Genomic DNA, 20,802 nt, shown 5'->3' with positions numbered 1-20,802 from the left:
TAGTACACGCAATATAGGAAGTATGCGACGTAAATTTGTCATGGAGCCGGAGCGAGGCAGCAAAGCGGAAGGCCCGCTCGCCTTTTGAAGGCGAGCGGGCCGGAAATTCCACGAAATTTGGTTTGTTTCAGGTGCCGCTGCGAACCAGTGTCGGACGGAAGCCTGGGCTTGCAGGGCCAATGCGAAAGTGGTCCGCTTCGTTTGCCAGCGAAGCGATTTCGTTGGTCAGGTTCCTCGCCGCGGCGGATGTCTGTTCGACCATAGCGGCATTCTGCTGCGTCGAATGGTCCATGACGCCAACCGCCGTGTTGATCTCCCCGATGGCCGCCGCCTGCGCATCGTTGTCGGCTGCGATCTGGCCGGCAAGGCGGGCAACTTCCTCGCCGGAGGTAGAGATCACTTCGAACGCCGCGTCGACCTTGCGCACCGCTTCCACGGCGACCTCGATATCCGACTGGGTGACCCCGAGTTGGTCGCGGGCACGCTTGGCTTCCTCCTCTGCCCGCATGGCTAGGGCGGAAACCAGATCGGCCACGACCGCGAAACCGCGACCGGCATCGCCCGCGCGGCCTGCCTCTACGGCGGCATTCATGGCCAGGACGCGGGTCTGGAAGGCGATCTTGTCTAGCCCTTCGATCACGCCGTCGATGCCCTTCGCACTGTCGCTGACACGGTTCATCGCCCCGACGGCGGCATCGGTGCGTGCGCGTCCTTCGTTGACCGCACCCATCGCCTGCCCCGATGTGGCGACGGAGAGCGAAGCGGCCTGGGCCGTGGCTTTCAGCCGTGTGTCGATCTGCTGGATCGCCGCTGCCGTCTGTTCGAGACTTGCTGCATTGCCCTCCGTTCGGCGGGCAAGATCTTCCGATGCCTGTGCGATCTCGCGCGAGCCGGTAAGGCTGTTCTGGGTGCTGGCCTTCACCGCTCCCAGCAATGACCGCAGGCTGGCGAGAGCCTCGTTGAAGCTTTCCTTGAGGACGGCATAGTCGGCGGGATAGGCCTCGGTAATGTCCGCGGTAAGATCGCCCTGCGACATGCGGCGGAAATTCTCGGCCATGCCTTGCACGATCAGGGAATTGTTCTGCGCCTCCTTGTCGGACTCGATCTGAGCCTGCGCAGTGGCGCGGAACTGGAACATCGCCGTGGTCATCCGGCCCACGCAGTCGCGAAAGTCGGTGAACTGGATCGGTGTGTCCAGATCGCCAGCAGCCAGGCCCTCCATCCTCACGACCGTGGTAACATAAGGTCCGGCGATGGCTTCGCGGTAAAGGAATGCCAGCACCATGGCGAGCACGACGATGCCGGCGGCCATCCACCGGGCCACCGAAGCTGGCATGAGCATGCCGGAAAATCCGGCAAGCGCCGTCAGGGCAACAAAGCTGCCGAAAGCGATGAATAATTTGAGACGAATAGGCGCGTCGGCCTTGAACCAGTACATAAGATACCCCCCACCCCTGAGTTCGCCGCCCGGACCTGAAGAGATCCGATGCCGGCGAAGTATCATCAGGCATTATAGGTGCCGGGCTCCGGGAGCTGGACGTTCCGGACAGCTCGCAAGGGGGCGTTTCCGGGAAATTTTAGAACCTGAATGGTTCTATTTGTTATGATGAGGGCGTGTGATTTGAAATAAATCTCAATATCGCGCTGAAAAGATTTGATATTGCGTCCCGTGGGGACGGCATTCGCCCCGCCGCCTCCGAGGGGGCGGGCAGGGCGAAGGTCGTTGTCAGTCTACTCCGCCGATCGTGAAGGAATAGGTGAGCGGCTTCAGTTCGATGCGGTAGGGCATGTGCGCGCGGCCATCGAGGTTCCAGCCGGTGTCGCCGCCTACGCCCACCTGCGCGGCATCGATCAGCAGCGTTCCGCTGCCATGCGGGCGGATGTCCGAGCTGTGCGCCTGACCAGGCGGCTTCATCGCGAGATCGGCATAGGGGAACGCGAGGGCATTGACCGAAAGCGGCTGCGCGCCAGTGATGCGCAGCCCGACATTGTTGCCGGTCTTCGTTCCCGTCAGTTCGATCCAGCGAACGTCGGTCTTGTTGCCCGATTCCTGGGGACGGGCGTAGTCGTGGAACTGGTCCGCCAGCAAACCTTGCCACTGGGCGATCATGCCGCCGGTCTTGCGGTCGGCGTATGTTTCCTGCGGACCGCGCCCGAACCAGCGGACGTGATCGAGTTCGGCCGGGGTCTCGAAGGCGAGGCCGACGCGGAGCGGATCGGGCAGGGTGTCTCGCAGCGGCTCGAAATGGATTGTGACGCCCACCGATCCGTCGCTTGCCATCGTCCAGCGCGTTTCGGTCTTCACCGAGCCGACGCCCATGTCATGGCGGACGATCACGGCATTGCCTTCACGCGTGATCGTCTCGAGACGGCGATGCTCGGAAAAGTACTGCCACATGGCGTGGCTCTTTGGCACGCCCGCGCCCACGTCGTTATCGGTCGGCGAGCGCCAGAAGTTCGGCGCGCCGCCGGTCAGCAGCAGCTTGCCGCCGCGTTCGTAGCGGGTGACGAGGCCGGTTGCCTTGTCGATCTCCAGCACGGCACCGCCCGTTTCGAAGCGCAGCGCAGAGGCGGTCTCGCCGGGAGCGACCGTGCCCGCGGTGGCGGGTGCTGCGACCGGGCCGGATAGCTCGAACTGCTCCCAGCCGACGACATGCCCGGCCGGCTGCGAGGGTACGGCGCCGGCCCTGGCACGGGCGCGCAGGACGAGGATGCGCTCTGCGGAGGCATTTCTCGCAGCCGGAACCGGAACGGTGAGCGCCGCTGAACTGCCGGCCGCGACCTGCGGTGTGGCCAGAGTGCCGCTGGCGACATCATTGCCGTTTTCCATCATCGTCCAGTCCAGCGTGAAGCGCGAGAGGTCGATGTGGTCGTGGCGGTTGACTACGCGGTATCCGCCAGCGTCATGCGTGAAGGCAATCGGTGACTGCACCTTGGCCAGTTCGTAGTATTCCGGGTCCGGCGTCCGGTCCGACTGGATCACGCCGTCGCCCACCGGGCTGTCGTCGCCATGTACGCCGGGCGCTTTCGGGTCGGGATCGTAGTCGAGGCCCTGTCCCCAGAACGGACGACCATCCTTGTCCTTTAGCAGCATGGTCTGGTCCACCCAGTCCCAGATGAAGCCGCCCTGCAGCTTGGGATAGCTGCGCATGGTTCGCCAGTAGCCTTCGAGATCGCCGAGGCTGTTGCCCATCGAATGCGCATATTCGCACAGGATCAGCGGTTGGGTGAACGCCGGATCCTTGGCGTAATCGACCATCTTGGGAACATCGTCATACATTGGCGCAAAGATGTCGACGTAGCTGTTCGTCGGATGGCGCCAGTTGCTCATGCTCCAGCCAAGGAAGCTCACGAGGCGGGTGGGATCGTTCGCCTTCACCCACTTGGCGGCGGCTTCGAAGTTGCTGCCGATGCCGGTTTCGTTGCCGAGCGACCAGAAGATGATCGAGGGGTGATTGCGATCGCGCTCGACCATGCGCTCCACCCGGTCGAGATGGGCCGCGAGCCATTTCGGGTCGTTGCCGAGCAGGTACTTCGGGTCGTTCCCGTGTTCCTGCGAAAGGCTGAGGTAGCCGTGGCTCTCTATGTTCGCTTCGTCCATGACATAGAGGCCGTATTCGTCGGCAAGGTCATACCAGCGCGGATCGTTGGGATAGTGCGAGGTGCGCACCGCGTTGACGTTGGCCGCCTTCATCAGTTCGATGTCGCGGCGCATCGTTTCCTCGGAAACGATGCGGAAGGTCTTGGGATCGTGCTCGTGGCGGTTGACGCCGCGGATCATGATGCGCTTGCCGTTCACGCGCACTTCGCCGCCCGCGATCTCCACCGTGCGGAAGCCGATGCGGCGGCTGGTCGCCTCGATCAGCTTGCCATCGGCGCCCAGCAGCTCGACCAGCAAGGTGTAAAGCTGCGGATCTTCGGCCGACCAGCTTCGCACGGCGGGAATGGTCGCCGAGAGGGAAACGGCGCTTCCGTCTGCCGGGCCTTCGTGCACCAGCACTTCGCGCCTGCCGTCAAGCAGCGTCGCGCGGATCCGCATCGCGGCGGCCTGTCCGGCCAGGTCGACCTTCACGGCCAGCTTGCCGTCACGATACCCGTTCTCCAGCCCCGCATCGACGGTCAGGTCGCGAATATGCGTAGCCGGTGCGGCGTAGAGCGTGACGCTGCGCTCGATCCCGTTGACGCGCCAGAAGTCCTGGTCTTCCAGATAGCTGCCATCGGCAAAGCGGTAGAGTTCGATGGCGACGGTGTTGTTGCCGGCATGAGCATAGCGCGTCACGTCGAACTCGGCGGGCAGCTTGGAGTCTTCCGAATAGCCTACGCGCTGGCCATTGACCCAGATGTAATAGGCCGCGCCCGCCGCGCCGACGGTCAGCAGCAGGCGTCGGCCAGACCAGGTGGCGGGAACGGTGAAGTTGCGGCGGTAGGACGCCACTTCGTTGAGGCTGTGGTCGATCCAGGGCTGGTTGCGCGGAAAGGGATAGCCGCTGCCCACGAACACCGGCCGTCCATGACCCTCGGCCTGGAGGATGCCGGGGACTTTCATGGTTCCCCAGCCGCTTGCGTCGAAATCCTCGGCGAAGAAATCGGTAGGGCGGGTTTCCGGTGTCCTGGAGAGTTGGAACTTCCAGTCACCGTCGAGCGAGAGATGGTAGCGTGACTTTGCGGTTTCTCGCGACAAGGCGGCGGCGCGCGTTTCGAACCCGTCGAAAGTCGCATGCATCGGTTCGGCGCCTTGCCGGATGACATCCGGCTGCTCCCATTCAGGGGTTGGAGCCTGTGCATGGGCGGCTGCGGAAACCAGCAGGCTCGCCATCAGGCTTCCGATCGCGCTCGAATGGATGATGGTACGCACTTGGCATTTCCCCTGACGGTAAGCTGTTCCGGCAACGGAAAACCGGATAAATATATCGTATACCAATATAGGAAAAGCGCAACCGGTCAGGGTCTTCGCATTGCAACCGATTGAATGCGCTGCACCCAACTTGACAACGCAGAAATGATAATATCGTATACGGTGTACCGTATGTGGGGATTCATGCGGTCAACAGGGAGCAAAAATCAATGAGATATAATGCCCTCGCCGCGGGGTCCGCCGTGGCGCGTTTCCGGTGCTTGCTGATGCTGAGTTGCCTGGGGCTTTCCGCTGGCGCCCTTTCAACCGCGGCCTTCGCCCAGACGCTGCCCGAGACCGCCCAGGACACGGCGGGCGAGAACAAGGCGGCTGATATCGTCGTTACCGGTTCCCGCATCCGCCGCGCCGCAGCCGACAGTCCTTCGCCGCTTTCGATCGTCGATGCAGACCAGATCAAGGCGACCGGCACGCAGAACATCGCCGATGTCGTCAACCAGCTTCCGGCACTGGCCGTCACCCAGACCAACCAGACCAGCAACCTTGCGGGCAACGCTGGCGTCAATGCGCTCGACCTGCGCGGCCTGGGCACGCAGCGCACGCTGGTACTGGTTGACGGTCGCCGTCAGGTGGCGGCGATTCCGGGTACTTCGGCGGTCGATCTCAGCAATATTCCCTCCAGCCTCGTCCAGCGCGTGGAGGTGATCACCGGCGGCGCCTCGGCGCTGTACGGCGCGGATGCGGTTGCGGGCGTGGCCAACTTCATCCTCAAGAAGGATTTCGAAGGGGTCGAGGCGAACACGCGCTACAGTGCGTCCACGCGCGGCGACATGGATACCTACGGGTTCGACCTGCTGGCCGGCGCCAACTTTGCCGACCATCGCGGCAACGTGACGCTTTACGGTTTCTTCGAGAACACGCCCGGAACCGTCAGCGGTGCGGACCGGCCATGGACGGCGGACGGTTATCCGATCTACGCCCGCACCAGCAGTTCCAGCCCCTATTACATCCAGGATCACGTTCGCAACATCAACACCGCCGATGCCGCGCAAGTGGTGCTGGGCGGCAGGCTTTACGCGGTCAGCGGCAATGGCACGCTGCGCGATCCGATTCTCGGTCCGGGTGGTTTCGTCAACGCCGTTCCCGTCAATCTGGGCACGTCGACCGAACCGCTGGGCACCTTGCTGACCGATGGCGGCGAATATAATGGCCGCTATGACGGCTGGTTCCTTTCGGTTCCCTCGCAGCGTATCAACACCCGCGCATCGGCGAGCTTCGAGGTCAGCGATGCGCTGAAGCTCTTCGCCAACGCCACTTTCGCGCACAATACGTCCAAGGCCGGCTATCTCCAGATGACCGCCTTCGGCACCGACGTCGTTCCGGCGGACAGCCCCTACATCACGGACGAGATGCGCGCCGCCAACGGCGGTGCGGTGCCGGCAGGCGGCGTGCAGTTCGCGCGGCGTTTCATGGAACTGGCCGCTCCGCGCACCGAGTATGACCGCACGCTGTTCCAGGCCGTGACCGGTGCCGAGGGTGATTTCACGCTCTTCTCCAGGCCGTGGAACTATTCGACCTATTACTCCTACGGCAAGACCACCGAACGCGTGCGCGACGTCAATTCGACTGCATACGATCGCTGGTATCTGGGCCTCGACAGCACGACGGGGCCGGACGGCAAGGCGATCTGCCGCAGCACGCTCGACGATCCCGGTAACGGCTGCGTGGCGATCAATCCCCTGGTGAAGCTCACGCCGGAGATGATCGACTACATCACCTATACCTCGCACTGGTCGAAATCGACGCTGACGCAGCAGGTCCTGTCCGGCTACGTCAGCGGCGGCCTGTTCGACCTGCCCGGCGGCACGGTGCAGGTTGTGCTGGGCGGAGAGTACCGCAAGGAGCGCAACGATATCGGCGCGATCCCCGAGTACAATCCGGACAGCCCGCTTTACGATCCCACCATCGGCACGACCGCCGGAACGCTGGTCGGCAAGTATTCGGTCAAGGAAGTCTACGGCGAAGTCCACGTCCCGCTGCTGGCGAAGACGCCGTTCTTCGAGACGCTTTCGCTGGACGGCGCGCTGCGCCTTTCGGACTACAGCACCGCCGGTTCGACCACGACCTGGAAGATCGGCGGCGAATGGGCGCCGATCCGTGACATCCGCTTCCGCGCGACTTACGGTCAGGCGGTGCGCGCGCCGAACATAGGCGAGCTTTACACAGCGGACAGCATTTCAGGTCTCTGGATCACGGACCCGTGCAACACCTACAACCTCGCCAACCGGGCTACCCGCACGCAGTACACGGCGGCGAACTGCGCGGCGATCAGCCCTGCGGATACCGCCAGCTACTGGCTCTACCGTGACATCATCTCGAGCGGCAATCTCGACCTGAAGCCGGAAACCGCCAAGACGCTGACGGTCGGCGCGGTGATGCAGCCGCGCTTCTTGCCGGGCCTGTCGCTGACGGTCGATTACTACAACATCGACCTGCGCAATGCGATCGATGCGTTCGGTGCGCAGACCCTGATCGACAAGTGCGTGGATCAGCCGACGCTCGACAATATCTTCTGCCCCCTCATCAAGCGCGACGCCAACGGCAATCTCGAAGCGGTGATGACGCAGAAGCTGAACCTTGCGCAGTATCTGACGCGGGGTATCGATTTCGGCCTGAACTATTCGGTTCCGCTGGCACGGCTCGGCCTGCCGGACGACGAGGGCAAGCTTTCGATCGACGCCAACTACACGCGCCTGCTCAATCGTCGCTACACGCTCGATCCGTCCGATCCCAATTCGATCACCGAATATGCCGGAATCTTCGGTTCTCCGAAGTGGAAGGGTGTTGTGCGCACGACCTATTCGCGTGACGGCATGGGCTTCACCTGGAGCCTGCGCCACGTCTCGCCGATGAAGGCCAGCACCACGATCACCAAGGAGAAGTACAGCAAGATCTGGACGCCGAACGTATTCTACAACGATTTCTCGGCCTTCTTCGCGCTCACTGACAATATCGAACTGTCAGGCGGGCTCAACAACGCCTTCGACCGCAAGCCGCCGCGCATCCCCGGTGCCGAGGCGGGCGGTGCGAATTTCGAACTGAGCGAACAGTCCGGTGTCTACGATGTGATCGGACGCACCTTCTTCCTCAGCCTGAGGTTCCACCGCTGATACAGGCGCGCCCGGTTTCCTCGGGAAGCCGGGCGCGCTCATCCGGTGGCTGTTCGTTCAGCGCCAGTTTTTCTCGCGAGCGGCACTTTCCTGTGCGGCGTCGAGTGGCTCGCCCGCGGCCATCTCCTGCGCGGCCGCCAGCAAAGCGGCACCCGCTGAACCGGCCTGCCGGTAGGCACCGTTTGGCCTGTCGTCGGGCTTCATCGTCCGCTCGAGAACCCAGTCGCGGTCGTCCTTGCAGGCGATGCCCGCTACCGCGCGGGCTTCGAACACGCGGCAATAGCCGCCGCCGCTGCGCCGGAAGCTGGTGAGGACACGCAAGTCGCCTTCGCCTCCCGCCGATGCCAGCGTGCGGTCGAGCCCCTTTGCCAGCGTACCCGAGGCCACCAGCCTGTTGCCATTCGACGTGATCGGCCCTTCGCTGTGAAGCCGGGTGCCCAGCATCAGCCCGAGCACCAGTGAAGCGGCGATGGCGAAGGCCATGCGTCGATCCGCGAAGATCGGAGCGCGTGATTTTCTTTCGGCCTTGCGGCGCGCCTTTTCGGCTTCCTCGCGGCGGCTGCGTGCGCTCGCGAAGTCCAGCACCTGCGCCGGTGCGGCGTGGTTGCTGTCGGTCATCTGCTCTTCCGCCTCCTCGGCGGCGGCGCGGGCGATCATGTCGGTGAGCGCATCGGGCACGGGCTCCCTGGCCACCGGTGCGAAATGTCCGCGCAGGGTTTCGCGAAGGCCGCGCTCGGCATCGAGCCGCCGGGCCAGTTCCGGGTCCGCCGCAATGGCGGCTTCGACGCGCGCAGCATCTTCGGGCGAAAGCTCGCCGTCGACGAGCGCCATCAGTTCTTCCGCCGTCACGCTCATGCCACTTCTCCCAATTCCTTCATCAGTGCTTCCCGGCCGCGACCTAGCCGGGAGGTCAGTGTTCCCTGCGGAATGCCGATGATCTCGGCGGCCTCGCGGTAAGCGAAGCCTTCGACCAGCACCAGCACGACCGCCTCGCGCTGTTCTTCCGGCAGCCGCGCCAGCGCGCGGTCAACATTGCTCAGCTCGACGCGGTTCTCCGCGTCGCGGTCCCCGGCCATGCCGATGTTCGCGCCTTCGTCCTCGTGAGCGAAAGTCTGTGCCCGGCGCGCTCTTGCTCTGGTTTCGTCGATCCACTGGTTCCGCATGATCCTGTAAACCCACGCGTCAAGACGCGTCCCTTCCTGCCACTGCTGGCGGGCCCTGAGCGCACGCTCGACGGTCGACTGGCACAGGTCGTCGGCATCGGCGGCATTCTGCGCAAGCCCGCGTGCGAACCGCCGCAAGCGTGGCAGCAGTGCCGTCAGTTCGTTGCAGAAGCCGTTGTTGCTCATCGAATTGCCATGTCCCGGGATGAAACGTCCCGATGCCACCGTTTCATCCCCTGACGCCATTTATTTTTGCTATCGGACCACTGATGATACCGCGCGGGAAGACACCATACGCATTGCTGGCCTCGCTGCTCCTGGCCCTGACGGGGCCGGCGCAGGCACAGCTTTCGCTTCCCGGCGGGATTGATCCGCTCGGCACTTTGGGGCGGGTTGGCGATGCCGCGCAGGAATTGACGGATCGAGCACTGGCGCCAACCTCGACAATCGAGCGCAGCGCGCGCCAACTTGCGCAGGCGCGTATCGCGCGTCTGGAAGGCTTGGTCATGGCAAGCCGGGGAGCGGTGGACTGGGACGATCGCCATGAACCGGCCCGCGCCGGAGAGGTACTGTTGCTCGATCCCGACCCTGCCAGCCTTGCCCTCGCGCGGGACCGGGGATTCCTGCCGATCGAGCAAGGTGTGATCGAGGATCTCGGCATCGCTTATGCGCGGCTATCCATCCCCGCCGGGCAATCGCTCGCCCGCGGGCTCAAGATCTTGCGCCGGGCGCTGCCAGGCCGCGAGATCACGGCTGACCAGATTCATTTCCCGTCAGGCGTGGGCGCCGGTGGGACCAGTGCGAAGCCTGCTACACCGGCGCTTCCACGAGGAGGCACGGTCGGCGTTATCGATGGTGCGATTGCGGGCTCGGATCGGCTTGTCGCTCAGCGCGGTTTCGCCAGCGGCGCCCCCAAAGGCAGTGAGCATGCTTCTGCGATCGCCTCGCTGCTCAAGAGTGCAGGATCGGCGCGGATCTATGGTGCCGATGTCTACGGTTCGGACCCGGCTGGCGGCAATGCCCTTGCTATCGCGCGCGCGCTTGGCTGGATGGCGGGGCAGGGGGTGCCAGTCGTGTCGATCAGTCTGGTCGGGCCTGCCAATCCGTTGCTGGCGCGGGCGGTGGCGGCTGCCCGCGCGAAAGGGATGGCGGTGGTCGCCGCCGTGGGCAATGACGGCGCCGCTGCGCCTCCTGCCTACCCGGCGTCCTATCCCGGTGTTGTCGCAGTGACCGGAGTGGACGGTCGGGGCCGGGTGCTTATCGAGGCCGGACGGGCATCCCACCTGGATTATGCTGCTCCCGGCGCGGACATGTCGGCGATCGTTCCAGGCAAGGGGCGCATCGGTTTGCGGGGCACGTCCTTCGCCGCTCCTCTAGCCGCGTCCCGCATCGCGGCTCGCATGGCGCAGGGCAAAAGTGCCGGTTCGGCTCTTGAAGCCGCGAATTCCGAGGCATTCGGCGCATCGCGCCAGACTGGACGGGGCGTGCTCTGCATGATCTGCCGTTCGGGTACATAAGAGGCCGCGCGGAATTTTTTTATAAAAATCGCCTTCGTCACGGATGAAAGCGCAATGGCCATCCGTTCCTCTCACAGACACCCCGGCAAGGCGAGATGCCCTGGCGGCAGGTACGACAAGAGGAAGGAACGAAATCATGAAGAAGCTCTCTTTCGGTACGGCCATCACCGTTTTCGCCATCGTAGCCGTTAGCGGCACTGCCAATGCCCAATTGCTGGGCGGCGGCGGACTGGGCGGCTCGCTGGGTGGTTCCCTGGGCGGTTCGCTCGGAGGCAGCATTGGTTCGGTCGGGAGTTCGATCGGCGGCGCGGGTAGCGGCGCGGGCGACATCGGTGTGTCGCGAACCACGCGTTCGGTCACGTCTTCGGCCAGGGGCAGCGGCGAGGGACGAGCCCGCAAGTCGGTGAGCGCGCCATCGATCTCCGCGCCGGACACTTCGGCGGTCCGCGATACGGCATCGGGCGCGGCAGGCAATCTGGGCGGTTCGGCGGGATCGCTCGGCGCCACGGGAAGCGGCACCGCGAGCGGAACAGCAAGCCGCACCGCCTCGGGCGCCATGCTTTCCGGCAGTGGCGCGGCCGATGGCGCGCTGTCAGCGAGAACGCTGCCGGGTGATGCGGCGTCGACGCTCGGCAATGCCCGAAGCGCAGCCGGGCAACAGCTTTCTTCCGCCGCATCCGGCGCGCGTGACCGTGCCGGCGAAACTGCCTCCGCAGTTCAGAGTGCGCAGGCCCAGGGATCGGGCAATGGTTCCGCCAATGCCGGTGCAGCCGGACACAATGCTGCCGCCTCGGGTTCGGCAGGAGCCTCACGCTCGGCCTCCGGCGCCTCGGTCAACCTTGGCGCGAGCGCCAGCGGCAATTGAATCTGACAATACCCCCCGCGCACCGACGGGGCCGATGATCGGCTCATGACGGTGCGAGCCCCCGGTTGGCAGAAATGCCGCCGGGGGTTTTCGTTTCAGCGCAGCAACCCGGCGGTTCCGGGCATCAGGAAGCTGCGGTCAAGCTGGTTCAGCCGGTTCACGCCCAGCATGGCCATGCCCACGTCTATCTCGTTCGCGAGCAACGCCAGCGCATGTCGGGCTCCTGCCTCGCCGGCGGCGGCGCAGCCATAGAGCGTCGCACGGCCTACCATCACCGCGTCCGCGCCGATCGCCATGGCTTTCAGCACGTCCGCGCCGCGCCGGATGCCACTGTCGAACAGGACCGCTGCGCGCCCTGCCACGGCATCGACGATATCGCCGAGTGCGGTGATAGCGGGCGGCGAGGAATCGAAATTGCGCCCGCCATGGTTGGACACGGCGATACCGTCCACGCCGTGATCCACTGCCATCCGCGCATCGTCGGGATGGAGCAGGCCCTTGAGCACGAGTTTGCCGGGCCAGCGGCGGCGCAGTTCGGCCACGTCCTTCCAGTCGACCGAGGCGGAATTGGCGACGCGTGAGACCTTGCCGGTGATCCGTCCGCCGACTTCCGCCGGATAATTGGCGAACTGCGGCAAGCCGCCCTCCAGCATGTAGCGGCCCATGACCGAGGCGAGCCAGCGCGGTCTGCGCAGGAAATCGCCGACGAGGCGGGCGTTCGGGCGCACCGGGTTTGACATGCCGGCCCTGCGGTTGAATTCGCGCAGCGGCCAGAGCGGCGTGTCCACTGTCAGCACCAGGACTTCCGCGCCGTTTTCCCGTGCGGCATCGACGACCTGCCATGACAGGTCGCGCCTTTCCCAGAGGTACATCTGCATCCAGTGCCCGCACGAGGCCACTTTGGCGATCTCGGCGAAGCTGGTGGTGGAACTAGTGGTCTGCGTGAAGGGAATGCCCGCTGTTGCCGCGGCTTTCGCGATGGCGCGTTCGCCGCGGTGCCACATGAGATCCGCTACCCCGGTGGGTGCGATCACCAGTGGGAGCGGCTGGCGGCGCCCGAACAGCGTAATTTCGGCGGAACGCGCGGAGACGTCGCGCAGGGTGCGCGGCAGGAGTTGCACAGCGCGCAGGGCATCGGGGTTCCGCCCGATCAGGAGATCATCTTCGGTTCCCCGCTCCACGAACTCCCATATCGCGCGTGGCAGGCGGCGGCGGGCGAGGTCGCGAAGCTGGGGTATATTGTGCGCGCGTTCGGCGATGGCGGCCATCAATTCAGCCCGAGATTTTTGGCGAACGTCGTGCCTTCGTATTCCGTGCGATAGATCCCGCGCCTCTGCAGGATCGGCACCACCTCGTCGACAAAACCTTCCACTGAGGAAGCCATGACCGTAGGAGTGAGGTTGAAGCCGTGGCAGCCGGTTTCGCGCCAGATGTTCTCCAGTTTGTCCGCGACTTGATCGGGCGTGCCCACGAGCTGCGGCATGCCGACGGCAAGCCCCCACTTGATGGCCACTTCGCGCAAGGTGAAGGGCCTGTCGCCCAGGACCGAGGTAAAGGCCTTCATCAGCCCCTGCGAAGCCTGGGTCGCCTGTTCCTGCATCGGCTGGTCCAGTTCGATGCCGGAGAAGTCCACGCCCATCGTGCCGGAAAGGCGGGCAAGGCAACCGTCGAGCGGCAAGCGTTCGATCAGGTCGTCTAGATGGCGCTGGGCTTCCTCCTCGGTGCCGCCGAGGATCGGCTGCACGCCAAACAGCACGCCCGGGGTTTTGCGGCCAAGACCGGAAGCGGCTTCTTCGAGTTGCCGCATGTAGCGCTGCATTCCCGGCAGATTCGGCTGGATCGCGAACACCACGTCGCCGTGCTCGATGCCGAAGCGCAGCCCCCGCCCGGAGGTTCCGGCCTGGAACAGCACCGGGCGACGCTGCGGCGAAGGCAGGACCGGGCCGACCGTGTGGCACTTGTGGAATTCACCGTTGAAGTCGACGAACTTCACCTTGTCGGGATCGGCATAGATGCCGCGTTCGCGGTCGGCCAGGATCGCGCCTTCGCCGATGGAATCCCAGAGCCGGTAGCAGATCTCCATATATTCGTCGGCAGCATCGTATCGGCGGTCATGTTCGAGCTGCTCGAGGCCCAGCGCGCGATGTTCGCCCCGCAAGTGGCCGGTGACGATATTCCAGCCGATACGGCCGCCGGACAGGTAGTCCAGCGTCGAGAGCTGGCGCACGATCGACCAGGGGCGATAGGAACTTGTCGACATCGTGGTTGCCAGACCGAGATGCTCGGTGGCGGCGGCAAGGGCGGAAAGCAGTACGACAGGATCGTGGCTGGGCCAGCACACGCCGTACTTCACCGCGTCCTCGTGGCTGTCTCTATAGCGGTCGAACACGCCGGGCGTGTCGGCGAAGAACAGCCCGTCGAACTTCCCGCGCTCAAGCGTGCGAACGAGGCTTTGCCAGGCCTTGAGGTCGCTCATCGCGGAGAGCCGGGTATCGCCGGGCGCGGCCCAGCTCAGCACGGTATGATTGATCGGCGAATGGATCTGGAAGCTGACCAGATGAATCTGCTTGCTCGTCATGGCGCCGGTTCCCTCTCTCGCAATCTGAAGTGCAGGTCCGGCGGGCCGAAAGGCATGTCTGGACCTTTTTATTGTATACAAGTTTTCGCGCCTGTATCCCGTAGGCGGGGGATGCGGCCGGAACCGGCGCAAGCCGGCCCCGGCCGCCCCTGCCGGACCTCTTAGAGGTCCCCTCCCCAGGTGCAGTCGTGAATTTCGATGCCGAGATCGGCGATGACCTTGTCCATGCCGAGCACCTCGAACAGCACTTCGCCCTCGCCGATGCGGCGGCGGAACTCGACTTCGGCAGCCGCGCGTTTCTCCGCGCTTTCAACCGTTTGCAGAAGGTGGGCGCGCGGGATGACGAGCACTCCATCGGAATCGCCGACCACGACGTCGCCCGGTTCGACCAGTACGCCGTCCGCCACCAACGGCACGTTGACCGCAACCGGGCCGCGCTTCTTCGGGTGCTCGACGGAAACGGCCGTGGACCAGACCGGGTAGTCGAGCTCGCGAATGGCATCGACGTCGCGCATGGCGCCATGGACGACAGTGCCGGCAAGGCCTTTGCGGCGAGCGTAAGTGCAGGCCACGTCACCCCAAAGCGCCCCTTGATGGCCGCCGCCATTCGTCAGCACCAGCACGTCGCCGGCTTCCGCCACGTAGAGAGCTGCGTGAATGGCGAGATTGTCGCCGGGAAAATTCCACGCCGTGACGGCGGGGCCGCAGAGCTTCTGGCCGGGGGAGATGGGCGCCATCGCCGGGCTCATCAGGCACATGCGGCCGGCGATCTCGCCAAGGCCTTCGTGGAGATCGGCCACGCCGAACCGGGCTGCGCGGGCTACAAGCTCGGGATCGGGCCGGGGGATACGCTTGTAGATCACGGACTTGAGCGGAGCGGTCATTCGGAAATCTCCGGATTGAGGAGGGTCGCGGGTCGTTCTCCGCGGCTTACGCAGTCGACGACGCTGGCGACGTGGAGCGCCATGTCCTTCATGCCCGCCTCGGTGACGCCGGCGACATGCGGTGAGAGCATGCAGTTGGTCAGGCCGAACAAGGGGTTGTCCGGGGACGGCGGTTCGGCTTCGAAAACGTCGATCCCGGCTCCCGCGATCTGGCCGGATCTGAGCGCCTCGGCGAGCGCGGCCTCATTGACGATGCCCCCGCGCGAGCAGTTCACCAGGATCGCATGCGGTGCCATCAGGCCGAGTTCGACAGTGTTGATCAGGTTGCGCGTGCCTTCGCTGAGCGGAGTGTGGATCGAGACGATGTCGCGCTGGAGAATCCGTTCGAGGGGCAGAGGTTCGACCCCGGCGGCGCGCATGTCCTCATCCGGCACCATCGGATCGAACGCCGCTACTTCGGCTCCGAAACCGGCGCTGCATATGCGTGCGACGCAGCGGGCGATGCGGCCGAAGCCGATCAGTCCGACTTTCGCGCCGGTCAGGTCCCCGAGGCGGATCTGCCAGCGCTCGTCCCAGCGATTGCCGCGCACCAGTGCGTCCATCTCGCGGGACTGGCGCAGCAACGAGAGCATCATCGAGACCGCGCCTTCGGCCACGGCGGTGGAGTTGTTGCCGCCCGGCGTGTTGGCCACCATCACGCCCTGCGCGCTGGCTGCCGGAATGGCGATGTTGTCTACGCCCGCACCGTGTTTCACGATGGCCTTGAGGCGGGGCATCGCACCGAAAATCTCCGGCCCCAACGGGCTGGTGCGGATGACGATCACGCTGGTTTCGCGAAGCCTTGCGTCCTCGCGCCAGTTCGCCGGAGCGATAATGTCATGGCGGGCGCTCAGCCTTTCCACGCCGATAGGGTGGATAGGATCGATAATGCATACAAGTTCGCGGGAACTCACGCCTGAATCTCCTTTCCACGACGATTATGTATACGTTTGTGGCTTGAGTGTCTCGTGAAAGCTCTTTCCCGCGCGGTCAACTCCTATTAGGTCTTTCCGCAAAGAGATGTATCCGATCTGTCCGTTTTCGTCCGGGCGATCGGCTGAGAGGAGAATGCGATGTTCGCTGCCCCGCCCGCCGTCATGGCGGAACCCTTCTGCCGTATTCCCGAGAAATTCCGTCGGCACGGCGAGACGACCGAATGGGCCAGGGTCCAGCTTCACGGTGCGGCAGCGCCGGTGTTTCTCGAAGGACCGGTGTTCGATGCGCAGGGGAACCTGTGGGTTACCGATATTCCCTGGGGACGGCTGTTCCGGATCGCGCCCGACGGAACCTGCGAACTGGGTTTCGAATACGATGGGCAGCCGAACGGCATGAAGTTCCTCGCCGATGGACGGCTGCTGGTGGCGGACCATCACAAGGGCATGGTCGTTTGCGACTTGCAGAGCGGAAAGGCGGAAACATGGTTCGACCGCTACCTGCTCGAACCTTTCCTTGGCTGCAACGACCTGACGATCGCGCGCAACGGCGATATCTACTTCACCGACCAGGGCCAGTCGGGCTGGCAGAACCCCAATGGCCGGTTGTTCCGCGTGCGCGCCGGGACGGCGCAGCCCGAATTGCTGCTGGACCGGATTCCCAGTCCCAACGGGCTCGTGCTGAACAAGGCCGAGACGGCGCTGTTCCTGGCGGTTACCCGCGCCAATGCCGTTTGGCGGTGCCCACTGGTCAACGACGGTGCGGTGATCAGCAAGGTGGGGACCTATATCCAGATGTCCGGCGGCTCCGGGCCGGACGGACTGACGATAGACGAGGATGACAATCTCGTCGTCTGCCATGTCGGTTTCGGCGCGGTCTGGCTGTTCAGCAACCGGGGCGAGCCGATGCTGCGGATCGATGTGCCGGAAGGCCGCTATACCACCAATGCGGCATATGGCGGACCGGGCAACAAATGGCTCTACTTCACGGAATCGAGCACCGGCACCGTTTACCGGGTGGAGATGCCGGTGCCGGGACGTCCGATCTATTCTGCGAGCATCTGAGGAGTTTTTATCCCCTTCGCGCGCGCGAAAAATGCGTCCCGCGCCAATCCGATTGGCGTCAGGCGCGGGGGGGCTTGGTCTTTGCGTCGGACTGGCTCAACAGGTGGGCATAGCGCTCCAGCCCGATCCGCGTGCGGCCGATATGCATGACGAGGACGGCCTGTGCGGTTTCCACTTCGCGGCGGCTTATCGCGTCATAGAGCAGCCGGTGTTCCACGTCGTGCGTGCGATTGCCGCTGCCGAGCGAGAGCTTCATGTAGGCCCGGCGATAGCTCTGCGTTGTATCCCAGACGCGCTCGACGATCTGCGCGAGCAGCGGCGTATCGTGGCGGCGATAGGTGATCCAGTGAAACTCGCGGCCCAGCGCGATCGTCTCGTCAAGGTCGGAAACCTGCTCGATCCGCTCCATCACCTCCTTGAGGTCGGCCAGGTCCTGTTCTGTCAGGTTCGGCACGCTTTCCGCCAGCAGCAGCGGCTCCACCCTGGCGCGTATTTCGAACGAGACTTCGAGATCGCGCATCGTCAGGCTCGTCACCCGGGCCCCGGTGTTGGGGCGCATGGTGACGAGGCCGCGTGCTTCCAGCATCCGCAGGGCATCGCGCACCGGGATGCGGCTGGTTTCCAGCTCCGCCGCCAGTTCGTCCTGCTTGATCCGGGTTCCCGGCCGCAGATCCCCCGAGAGGATACGCTCTGCGAGGATATCGGCGATGCGCTGGCTGGCGACGGAGGATGGTTGGGAACTCATGATGTTCCCCTGATAGGCGATTCTGCCCGTGGGTCGAGGTGTGAACGCGGCTCCGGCGGTTTGCGAGGCAGGTTACGGCAGGGCGATCTTCGCCGCAATGTCCGCTTCGGCCACGGCGGGAACAGGACGCTCGCCCTCGCTCTCGGGCGCCAGCAGACCTTCCCATTGGGTGATGACCGAGGTGGCTATGGCGTTGCCCAGGACGTTGGTGGCGGTGCGGCCCATGTCCATGAAGTGATCGACAGCAAGGATGAAGGCCACGCCTTCGACCGGCAGGTCGAACTGCGCCAGCGTGGCGGCGACCACCACCAGCGAGGCGCGGGGGACCGCCGCGATGCCCTTGCTCGTCACCATCAGCACCAGCAGGATCGTGATCTGCGTCATGAGCGGCAGGTCTATGCCGTAAGCTTGCGCGATGAACATCGTCGCGAAAGTGGCGTACATCATCGAGCCGTCTAGGTTGAAGCTGTAGCCCAGTGGCAGGATGAAGCTGTAGATGCGCCGGGGCACGCCGAAGCGGTCCAGTTGTTCCAGCATCTTGGGATAGGCCGCCTCGGAAGAGGCGGTCGAAAAGGCGAGCAGCACCGGTTCGCGCACATGGCGGATCAGCGAGAAGATGCGCTTGCCGAGGAATAGCGCGCCCGCGGCCAGCAGGAGAACCCAGAGCGCCATGAGCGCAAGGTAGAATTCGCCCACCAGCGTGCCGAAGGTCCTGAGCACGCCGAGCCCCTCCGTCGTCACGGCCGCCGCCAGCGCGCCGAACACGGCCAGCGGCGCGACCCGCATGACGTAGCCGGTCACTTTCAGCATGAGTTGGGCCATGGTCTCTATCAGCACCACCACCGGCTTGCCGGCATCGCCCAGCGCCGTGAGGCCCACCCCGATGAAGAGCGAGAAGACCACGATCTGGAGCACCGAATTGTCTGCCATCGCGCCGACCATCGATGTCGGGAACACGTGCAGCACGAAGTCACGCAAATTCAGGGCACTGCCATTGACGGGCGCGTCGACGTTCGTGGCAGAGCGCACGAGGTCCAGCCCCTCGCCGGGGGCGAAGAGGTTCACGAATACCAGGCCCAGCGTCAGCGAGATCAGGCTGGCGATCACGAACCAGGCCATGGCCCGCCCGCCGATCCGGCCCAATGCGCCGCTGTCTCCCATATGCGCAACCCCCGCGACCAGCGTGGAAAACACCAGCGGCGCGATGATCATCTTTATGAGGTGCAGGAAAATGTCGGCAAGGAGGTGGAAGTAGCCCGCCACTTGCCCGGCGGTTTCGGCCGATCCGCCGACGATCTGGTTGGCGGCAAATCCGGCGCAGACGCCGGATACCATCCCGGCGACGATCAGGGTCGTCAGGCGACGTGACATAGGCAGTACTCTTTGGAAGAGGGGCGGGGCCCAAAAAAGGACCCGGTTCCGCCGGGATGGGCGGAACCGGGGTCAGGATGGGTCCGGTCAATCCTTGGTGGCAGAGCCCTTGCGGTAATCCAACGAAGGGGCCTTTTCGCCGAGCAGCGAGCGGTAGACGAAGTTCGGACCGCGGCGCTCGTCGAGTTCGGCCTTGGCGGCGGCCAGCGTATCGGGGCTCTGGAACAGTTGCGCGGCGGTGAGGGCAAGCGCCTTGGCGGCGACTTCGGCGCCCTTGGTGCCGACGCTGTTGCCGCTGGCCGCAACCGCCTGCCAGCTGTGCGGCGGGGTGCCCGGCGCCCAGGTGCCGGCGGAAAGCCCGGCGGTGGGGGTCGTGTAGCTGACGTCGCCGACGTCGGTGGAGGCCGACATGATCTCGCCGCTGCTATAGGGGGCGACGCCCGGTGTGCTCTTGCGGCCGCCCTTGGGCAGGGTGGCGCTGATCTTGTCGATGAAGGCCTGTTCCTGCGCCGTGTAGGCGGGCAGCGGCACCTGCTTGAGGTTCTCGTACATGACATGGCCGAGCGTGTCGTTCGGCAGCAGGTCGAAAGTGCCGCCGATCTGGTTGTACTCCACCGTAGTGCCGGTGCCGAGCGCGGCGCCTTCTGCGGCCTTCTTCACGCGCTCCATGATTTCGGCCACCTGCTGCTGGTCGGGGTGGCGGACGTAGTAGTAGACTTCGGCCGTGTCGGGCACGACGTTGGGGGCCTTGCCGCCATCGGTGATGACGTAATGGATGCGTGTTTCCTGCGGGACGTGCTCGCGCATCATGTTGACCATGTTGTCCATCGCCTCGACCGCATCCAGCGCGGAGCGGCCGCGTTCGGGCGCGGCGGCCGCGTGCGAGGCGATCCCGTGGAAGCGGAACTTGGCGCTGACATTGGCAAGGGCATGGCCCTGCATGGCGCTGTAGCCGTCACCCGCATGCCAGTGCAGCATGGCGGAGACGTCCTTGGTCAGGCCCGAGCGGACGAGGAAGACCTTGCCCGAACCGCCCTCTTCGGCAGGCGCGCCATAGACACGCAGTTCGCCCTTGATGCCGTGAGCGACCATCCAGTTCTTTGTGGCTATGGCAGCGGCGATGGAGGCGGCGCCGAACAGGTTGTGGCCGCAGGCATGGCCGGCAATGCCGTCAAGCGCATGGCGCTCCGGCTCGGCGGCCTGGGCGAGGCCGGGCAGGGCATCGAATTCGGCAAGGATGCCGATGACGGGGCCATCACCGGTCCTGAAGCTCGCGACGAAGGCGGTGGGCATTCCGGCGGCGCCGGGCGTGACCTGGAAGCCGGCGGTCTTCAGCTCCTTCTGAAGCAGCCCGGAACTTTTGGTTTCCTGGAAGCCGACTTCGGCCCAGGACCAGATCTGAAGCGCATTGCGCGACATGGCGGCAGAGCCGCGATCGACGTCGGCCAGGATCGCGGTGCGGTCGGCATCGGCAAGCGGCCCGGCCAGAGCGGGAACGCTGGCGCTGGCGGAGAGCAGGAACAGGGCGGTACGAACGAGGGATTTCATGAGCACATCCTCATTGAAGGTCGTATCGAAATTGTCCCGCGCGGATCGGCGAACCGCGCGGTACAGGCAGTAA

15 protein-coding genes are annotated in these 20,802 nt (G+C 64.8%); 4 read left to right on the top strand and 11 right to left on the bottom strand.

The genetic code is table 11. From position 1 onward, the window contains the following. Nucleotides 1–127 precede the first annotated feature (127 nt). Nucleotides 128–1,438, bottom strand: coding sequence for a methyl-accepting chemotaxis protein (locus tag ACLIMP_RS20805; RefSeq protein WP_443478222.1), 1,311 nt, complete (start codon nt 1,436–1,438; stop codon nt 128–130). 288 nt (nt 1,439–1,726) lie between these two features. Next, nucleotides 1,727–4,855, bottom strand: coding sequence for a glycoside hydrolase family 2 TIM barrel-domain containing protein (locus ACLIMP_RS20800; protein ID WP_443478221.1), 3,129 nt, complete (start codon nt 4,853–4,855; stop codon nt 1,727–1,729). Nucleotides 4,856–5,121: 266 nt separating this feature from the next. Here ACLIMP_RS20800 and ACLIMP_RS20795 point away from each other — a divergent pair, with 266 nt between their 5' ends. Then, nucleotides 5,122–8,022 carry a TonB-dependent receptor domain-containing protein gene (locus ACLIMP_RS20795; protein ID WP_443478220.1) on the top strand — a complete coding sequence of 967 codons (2,901 nt, stop codon included), beginning with the start codon at nt 5,122–5,124 and terminating at the stop codon, nt 8,020–8,022. 57 nt (nt 8,023–8,079) lie between these two features. Here ACLIMP_RS20795 and ACLIMP_RS20790 read toward each other — a convergent pair whose 3' ends face one another. Further along, nucleotides 8,080–8,877 carry an anti-sigma factor family protein gene (locus ACLIMP_RS20790; RefSeq protein ID WP_443478219.1) on the bottom strand — a complete coding sequence of 266 codons (798 nt, stop codon included), beginning with the start codon at nt 8,875–8,877 and terminating at the stop codon, nt 8,080–8,082. After that, nucleotides 8,874–9,371 (bottom strand): RNA polymerase sigma factor, encoded by a 498-nt coding sequence (locus tag ACLIMP_RS20785; protein ID WP_443478910.1) that lies wholly within the window; start codon nt 9,369–9,371, stop codon nt 8,874–8,876. The genes ACLIMP_RS20790 and ACLIMP_RS20785 overlap by 4 nt, the downstream gene beginning before the upstream one ends. A gap of 83 nt (nt 9,372–9,454) precedes the next feature. On the opposite strand from ACLIMP_RS20785, the gene ACLIMP_RS20780 reads away from it, so the two are divergent. Further along, nucleotides 9,455–10,702 (top strand): S8 family serine peptidase, encoded by a 1,248-nt coding sequence (locus ACLIMP_RS20780; RefSeq protein ID WP_443478218.1) that lies wholly within the window; start codon nt 9,455–9,457, stop codon nt 10,700–10,702. A 136-nt stretch (nt 10,703–10,838) separates the two neighbouring features. Beyond that, entirely contained in the window at nt 10,839–11,567 is a 729-nt protein-coding gene (locus ACLIMP_RS20775) for a hypothetical protein (RefSeq protein WP_443478217.1), read from the top strand. Between the two features lie 95 nt (nt 11,568–11,662). On the opposite strand, the gene ACLIMP_RS20770 is transcribed toward ACLIMP_RS20775, so the two are convergent. From ACLIMP_RS20770 to ACLIMP_RS20755, 4 genes are all read right to left on the bottom strand, one after another. Continuing rightward, the gene (locus ACLIMP_RS20770; RefSeq protein WP_054439071.1) at nt 11,663–12,835 is read right to left on the bottom strand and encodes an alpha-hydroxy acid oxidase; all 1,173 of its coding nucleotides are present in this window, start codon (nt 12,833–12,835) and stop codon (nt 11,663–11,665) included. Continuing rightward, nucleotides 12,835–14,145 carry an NtaA/DmoA family FMN-dependent monooxygenase gene (locus ACLIMP_RS20765; protein ID WP_443478216.1) on the bottom strand — a complete coding sequence of 437 codons (1,311 nt, stop codon included), beginning with the start codon at nt 14,143–14,145 and terminating at the stop codon, nt 12,835–12,837. Before ACLIMP_RS20765 ends, ACLIMP_RS20770 begins: the two co-directional genes overlap by 1 nt. 161 nt (nt 14,146–14,306) lie before the next feature. Then, a complete protein-coding gene (locus ACLIMP_RS20760; protein ID WP_054439070.1) occupies nt 14,307–15,029 on the bottom strand; it encodes a 4-carboxy-4-hydroxy-2-oxoadipate aldolase/oxaloacetate decarboxylase in 723 nt (240 codons plus the stop codon). Next, complete coding sequence (locus tag ACLIMP_RS20755) at nt 15,026–15,982, bottom strand: hydroxyacid dehydrogenase (protein ID WP_443478215.1); 957 nt, start codon at nt 15,980–15,982, stop codon at nt 15,026–15,028. The genes ACLIMP_RS20760 and ACLIMP_RS20755 overlap by 4 nt, the downstream gene beginning before the upstream one ends. 159 nt (nt 15,983–16,141) lie before the next feature. Between ACLIMP_RS20755 and ACLIMP_RS20750 the strand changes: the two genes are divergently transcribed. Further along, entirely contained in the window at nt 16,142–17,065 is a 924-nt protein-coding gene (locus ACLIMP_RS20750) for an SMP-30/gluconolactonase/LRE family protein (protein ID WP_443478214.1), read from the top strand. Nucleotides 17,066–17,123: 58 nt separating this feature from the next. Here the strand turns inward: ACLIMP_RS20750 and ACLIMP_RS20745 are convergent, their stop codons facing one another. From ACLIMP_RS20745 to ACLIMP_RS20735, 3 genes are all read right to left on the bottom strand, one after another. Continuing rightward, the gene (locus ACLIMP_RS20745; protein WP_185999809.1) at nt 17,124–17,810 is read right to left on the bottom strand and encodes a GntR family transcriptional regulator; all 687 of its coding nucleotides are present in this window, start codon (nt 17,808–17,810) and stop codon (nt 17,124–17,126) included. A gap of 72 nt (nt 17,811–17,882) precedes the next feature. Beyond that, the gene (locus ACLIMP_RS20740) at nt 17,883–19,181 is read right to left on the bottom strand and encodes a dicarboxylate/amino acid:cation symporter (protein ID WP_443478213.1); all 1,299 of its coding nucleotides are present in this window, start codon (nt 19,179–19,181) and stop codon (nt 17,883–17,885) included. Between the two features lie 87 nt (nt 19,182–19,268). Beyond that, the gene (locus tag ACLIMP_RS20735; protein WP_443478212.1) at nt 19,269–20,729 is read right to left on the bottom strand and encodes an amidohydrolase; all 1,461 of its coding nucleotides are present in this window, start codon (nt 20,727–20,729) and stop codon (nt 19,269–19,271) included. Nucleotides 20,730–20,802: the final 73 nt, after the last annotated feature.

Source organism: Novosphingobium aeonii (genome assembly GCF_052279045.1).
Lineage (GTDB): Bacteria > Pseudomonadota > Alphaproteobacteria > Sphingomonadales > Sphingomonadaceae > Novosphingobium.
Note: the sequence above shows the minus strand (reverse complement) of the source record. Positions and strands in the feature narration are given on the sequence as shown.

Bases quoted from the DNA above. Each gene is read 5' to 3' on its own strand.
- ACLIMP_RS20805 (WP_443478222.1), bottom strand. From the start codon at position 1,438: ATGTACTGGTTCAAGGCCGACGCGCCTATTCGTCTCAAATTATTCATC.
- ACLIMP_RS20795 (WP_443478220.1), top strand. From the start codon at position 5,122: ATGCTGAGTTGCCTGGGGCTTTCCGCTGGCGCCCTTTCAACCGCGGCC.
- ACLIMP_RS20790 (WP_443478219.1), bottom strand. From the start codon at position 8,877: ATGAGCGTGACGGCGGAAGAACTGATGGCGCTCGTCGACGGCGAGCTT.
- ACLIMP_RS20785 (WP_443478910.1), bottom strand. From the start codon at position 9,371: ATGAGCAACAACGGCTTCTGCAACGAACTGACGGCACTGCTGCCACGC.
- ACLIMP_RS20780 (WP_443478218.1), top strand. From the start codon at position 9,455: ATGATACCGCGCGGGAAGACACCATACGCATTGCTGGCCTCGCTGCTC.
- ACLIMP_RS20775 (WP_443478217.1), top strand. From the start codon at position 10,839: ATGAAGAAGCTCTCTTTCGGTACGGCCATCACCGTTTTCGCCATCGTA.
- ACLIMP_RS20770 (WP_054439071.1), bottom strand. From the start codon at position 12,835: ATGGCCGCCATCGCCGAACGCGCGCACAATATACCCCAGCTTCGCGAC.
- ACLIMP_RS20765 (WP_443478216.1), bottom strand. From the start codon at position 14,145: ATGACGAGCAAGCAGATTCATCTGGTCAGCTTCCAGATCCATTCGCCG.
- ACLIMP_RS20760 (WP_054439070.1), bottom strand. From the start codon at position 15,029: ATGACCGCTCCGCTCAAGTCCGTGATCTACAAGCGTATCCCCCGGCCC.
- ACLIMP_RS20750 (WP_443478214.1), top strand. From the start codon at position 16,142: ATGTTCGCTGCCCCGCCCGCCGTCATGGCGGAACCCTTCTGCCGTATT.
- ACLIMP_RS20745 (WP_185999809.1), bottom strand. From the start codon at position 17,810: ATGAGTTCCCAACCATCCTCCGTCGCCAGCCAGCGCATCGCCGATATC.
- ACLIMP_RS20740 (WP_443478213.1), bottom strand. From the start codon at position 19,181: ATGTCACGTCGCCTGACGACCCTGATCGTCGCCGGGATGGTATCCGGC.
- ACLIMP_RS20735 (WP_443478212.1), bottom strand. From the start codon at position 20,729: ATGAAATCCCTCGTTCGTACCGCCCTGTTCCTGCTCTCCGCCAGCGCC.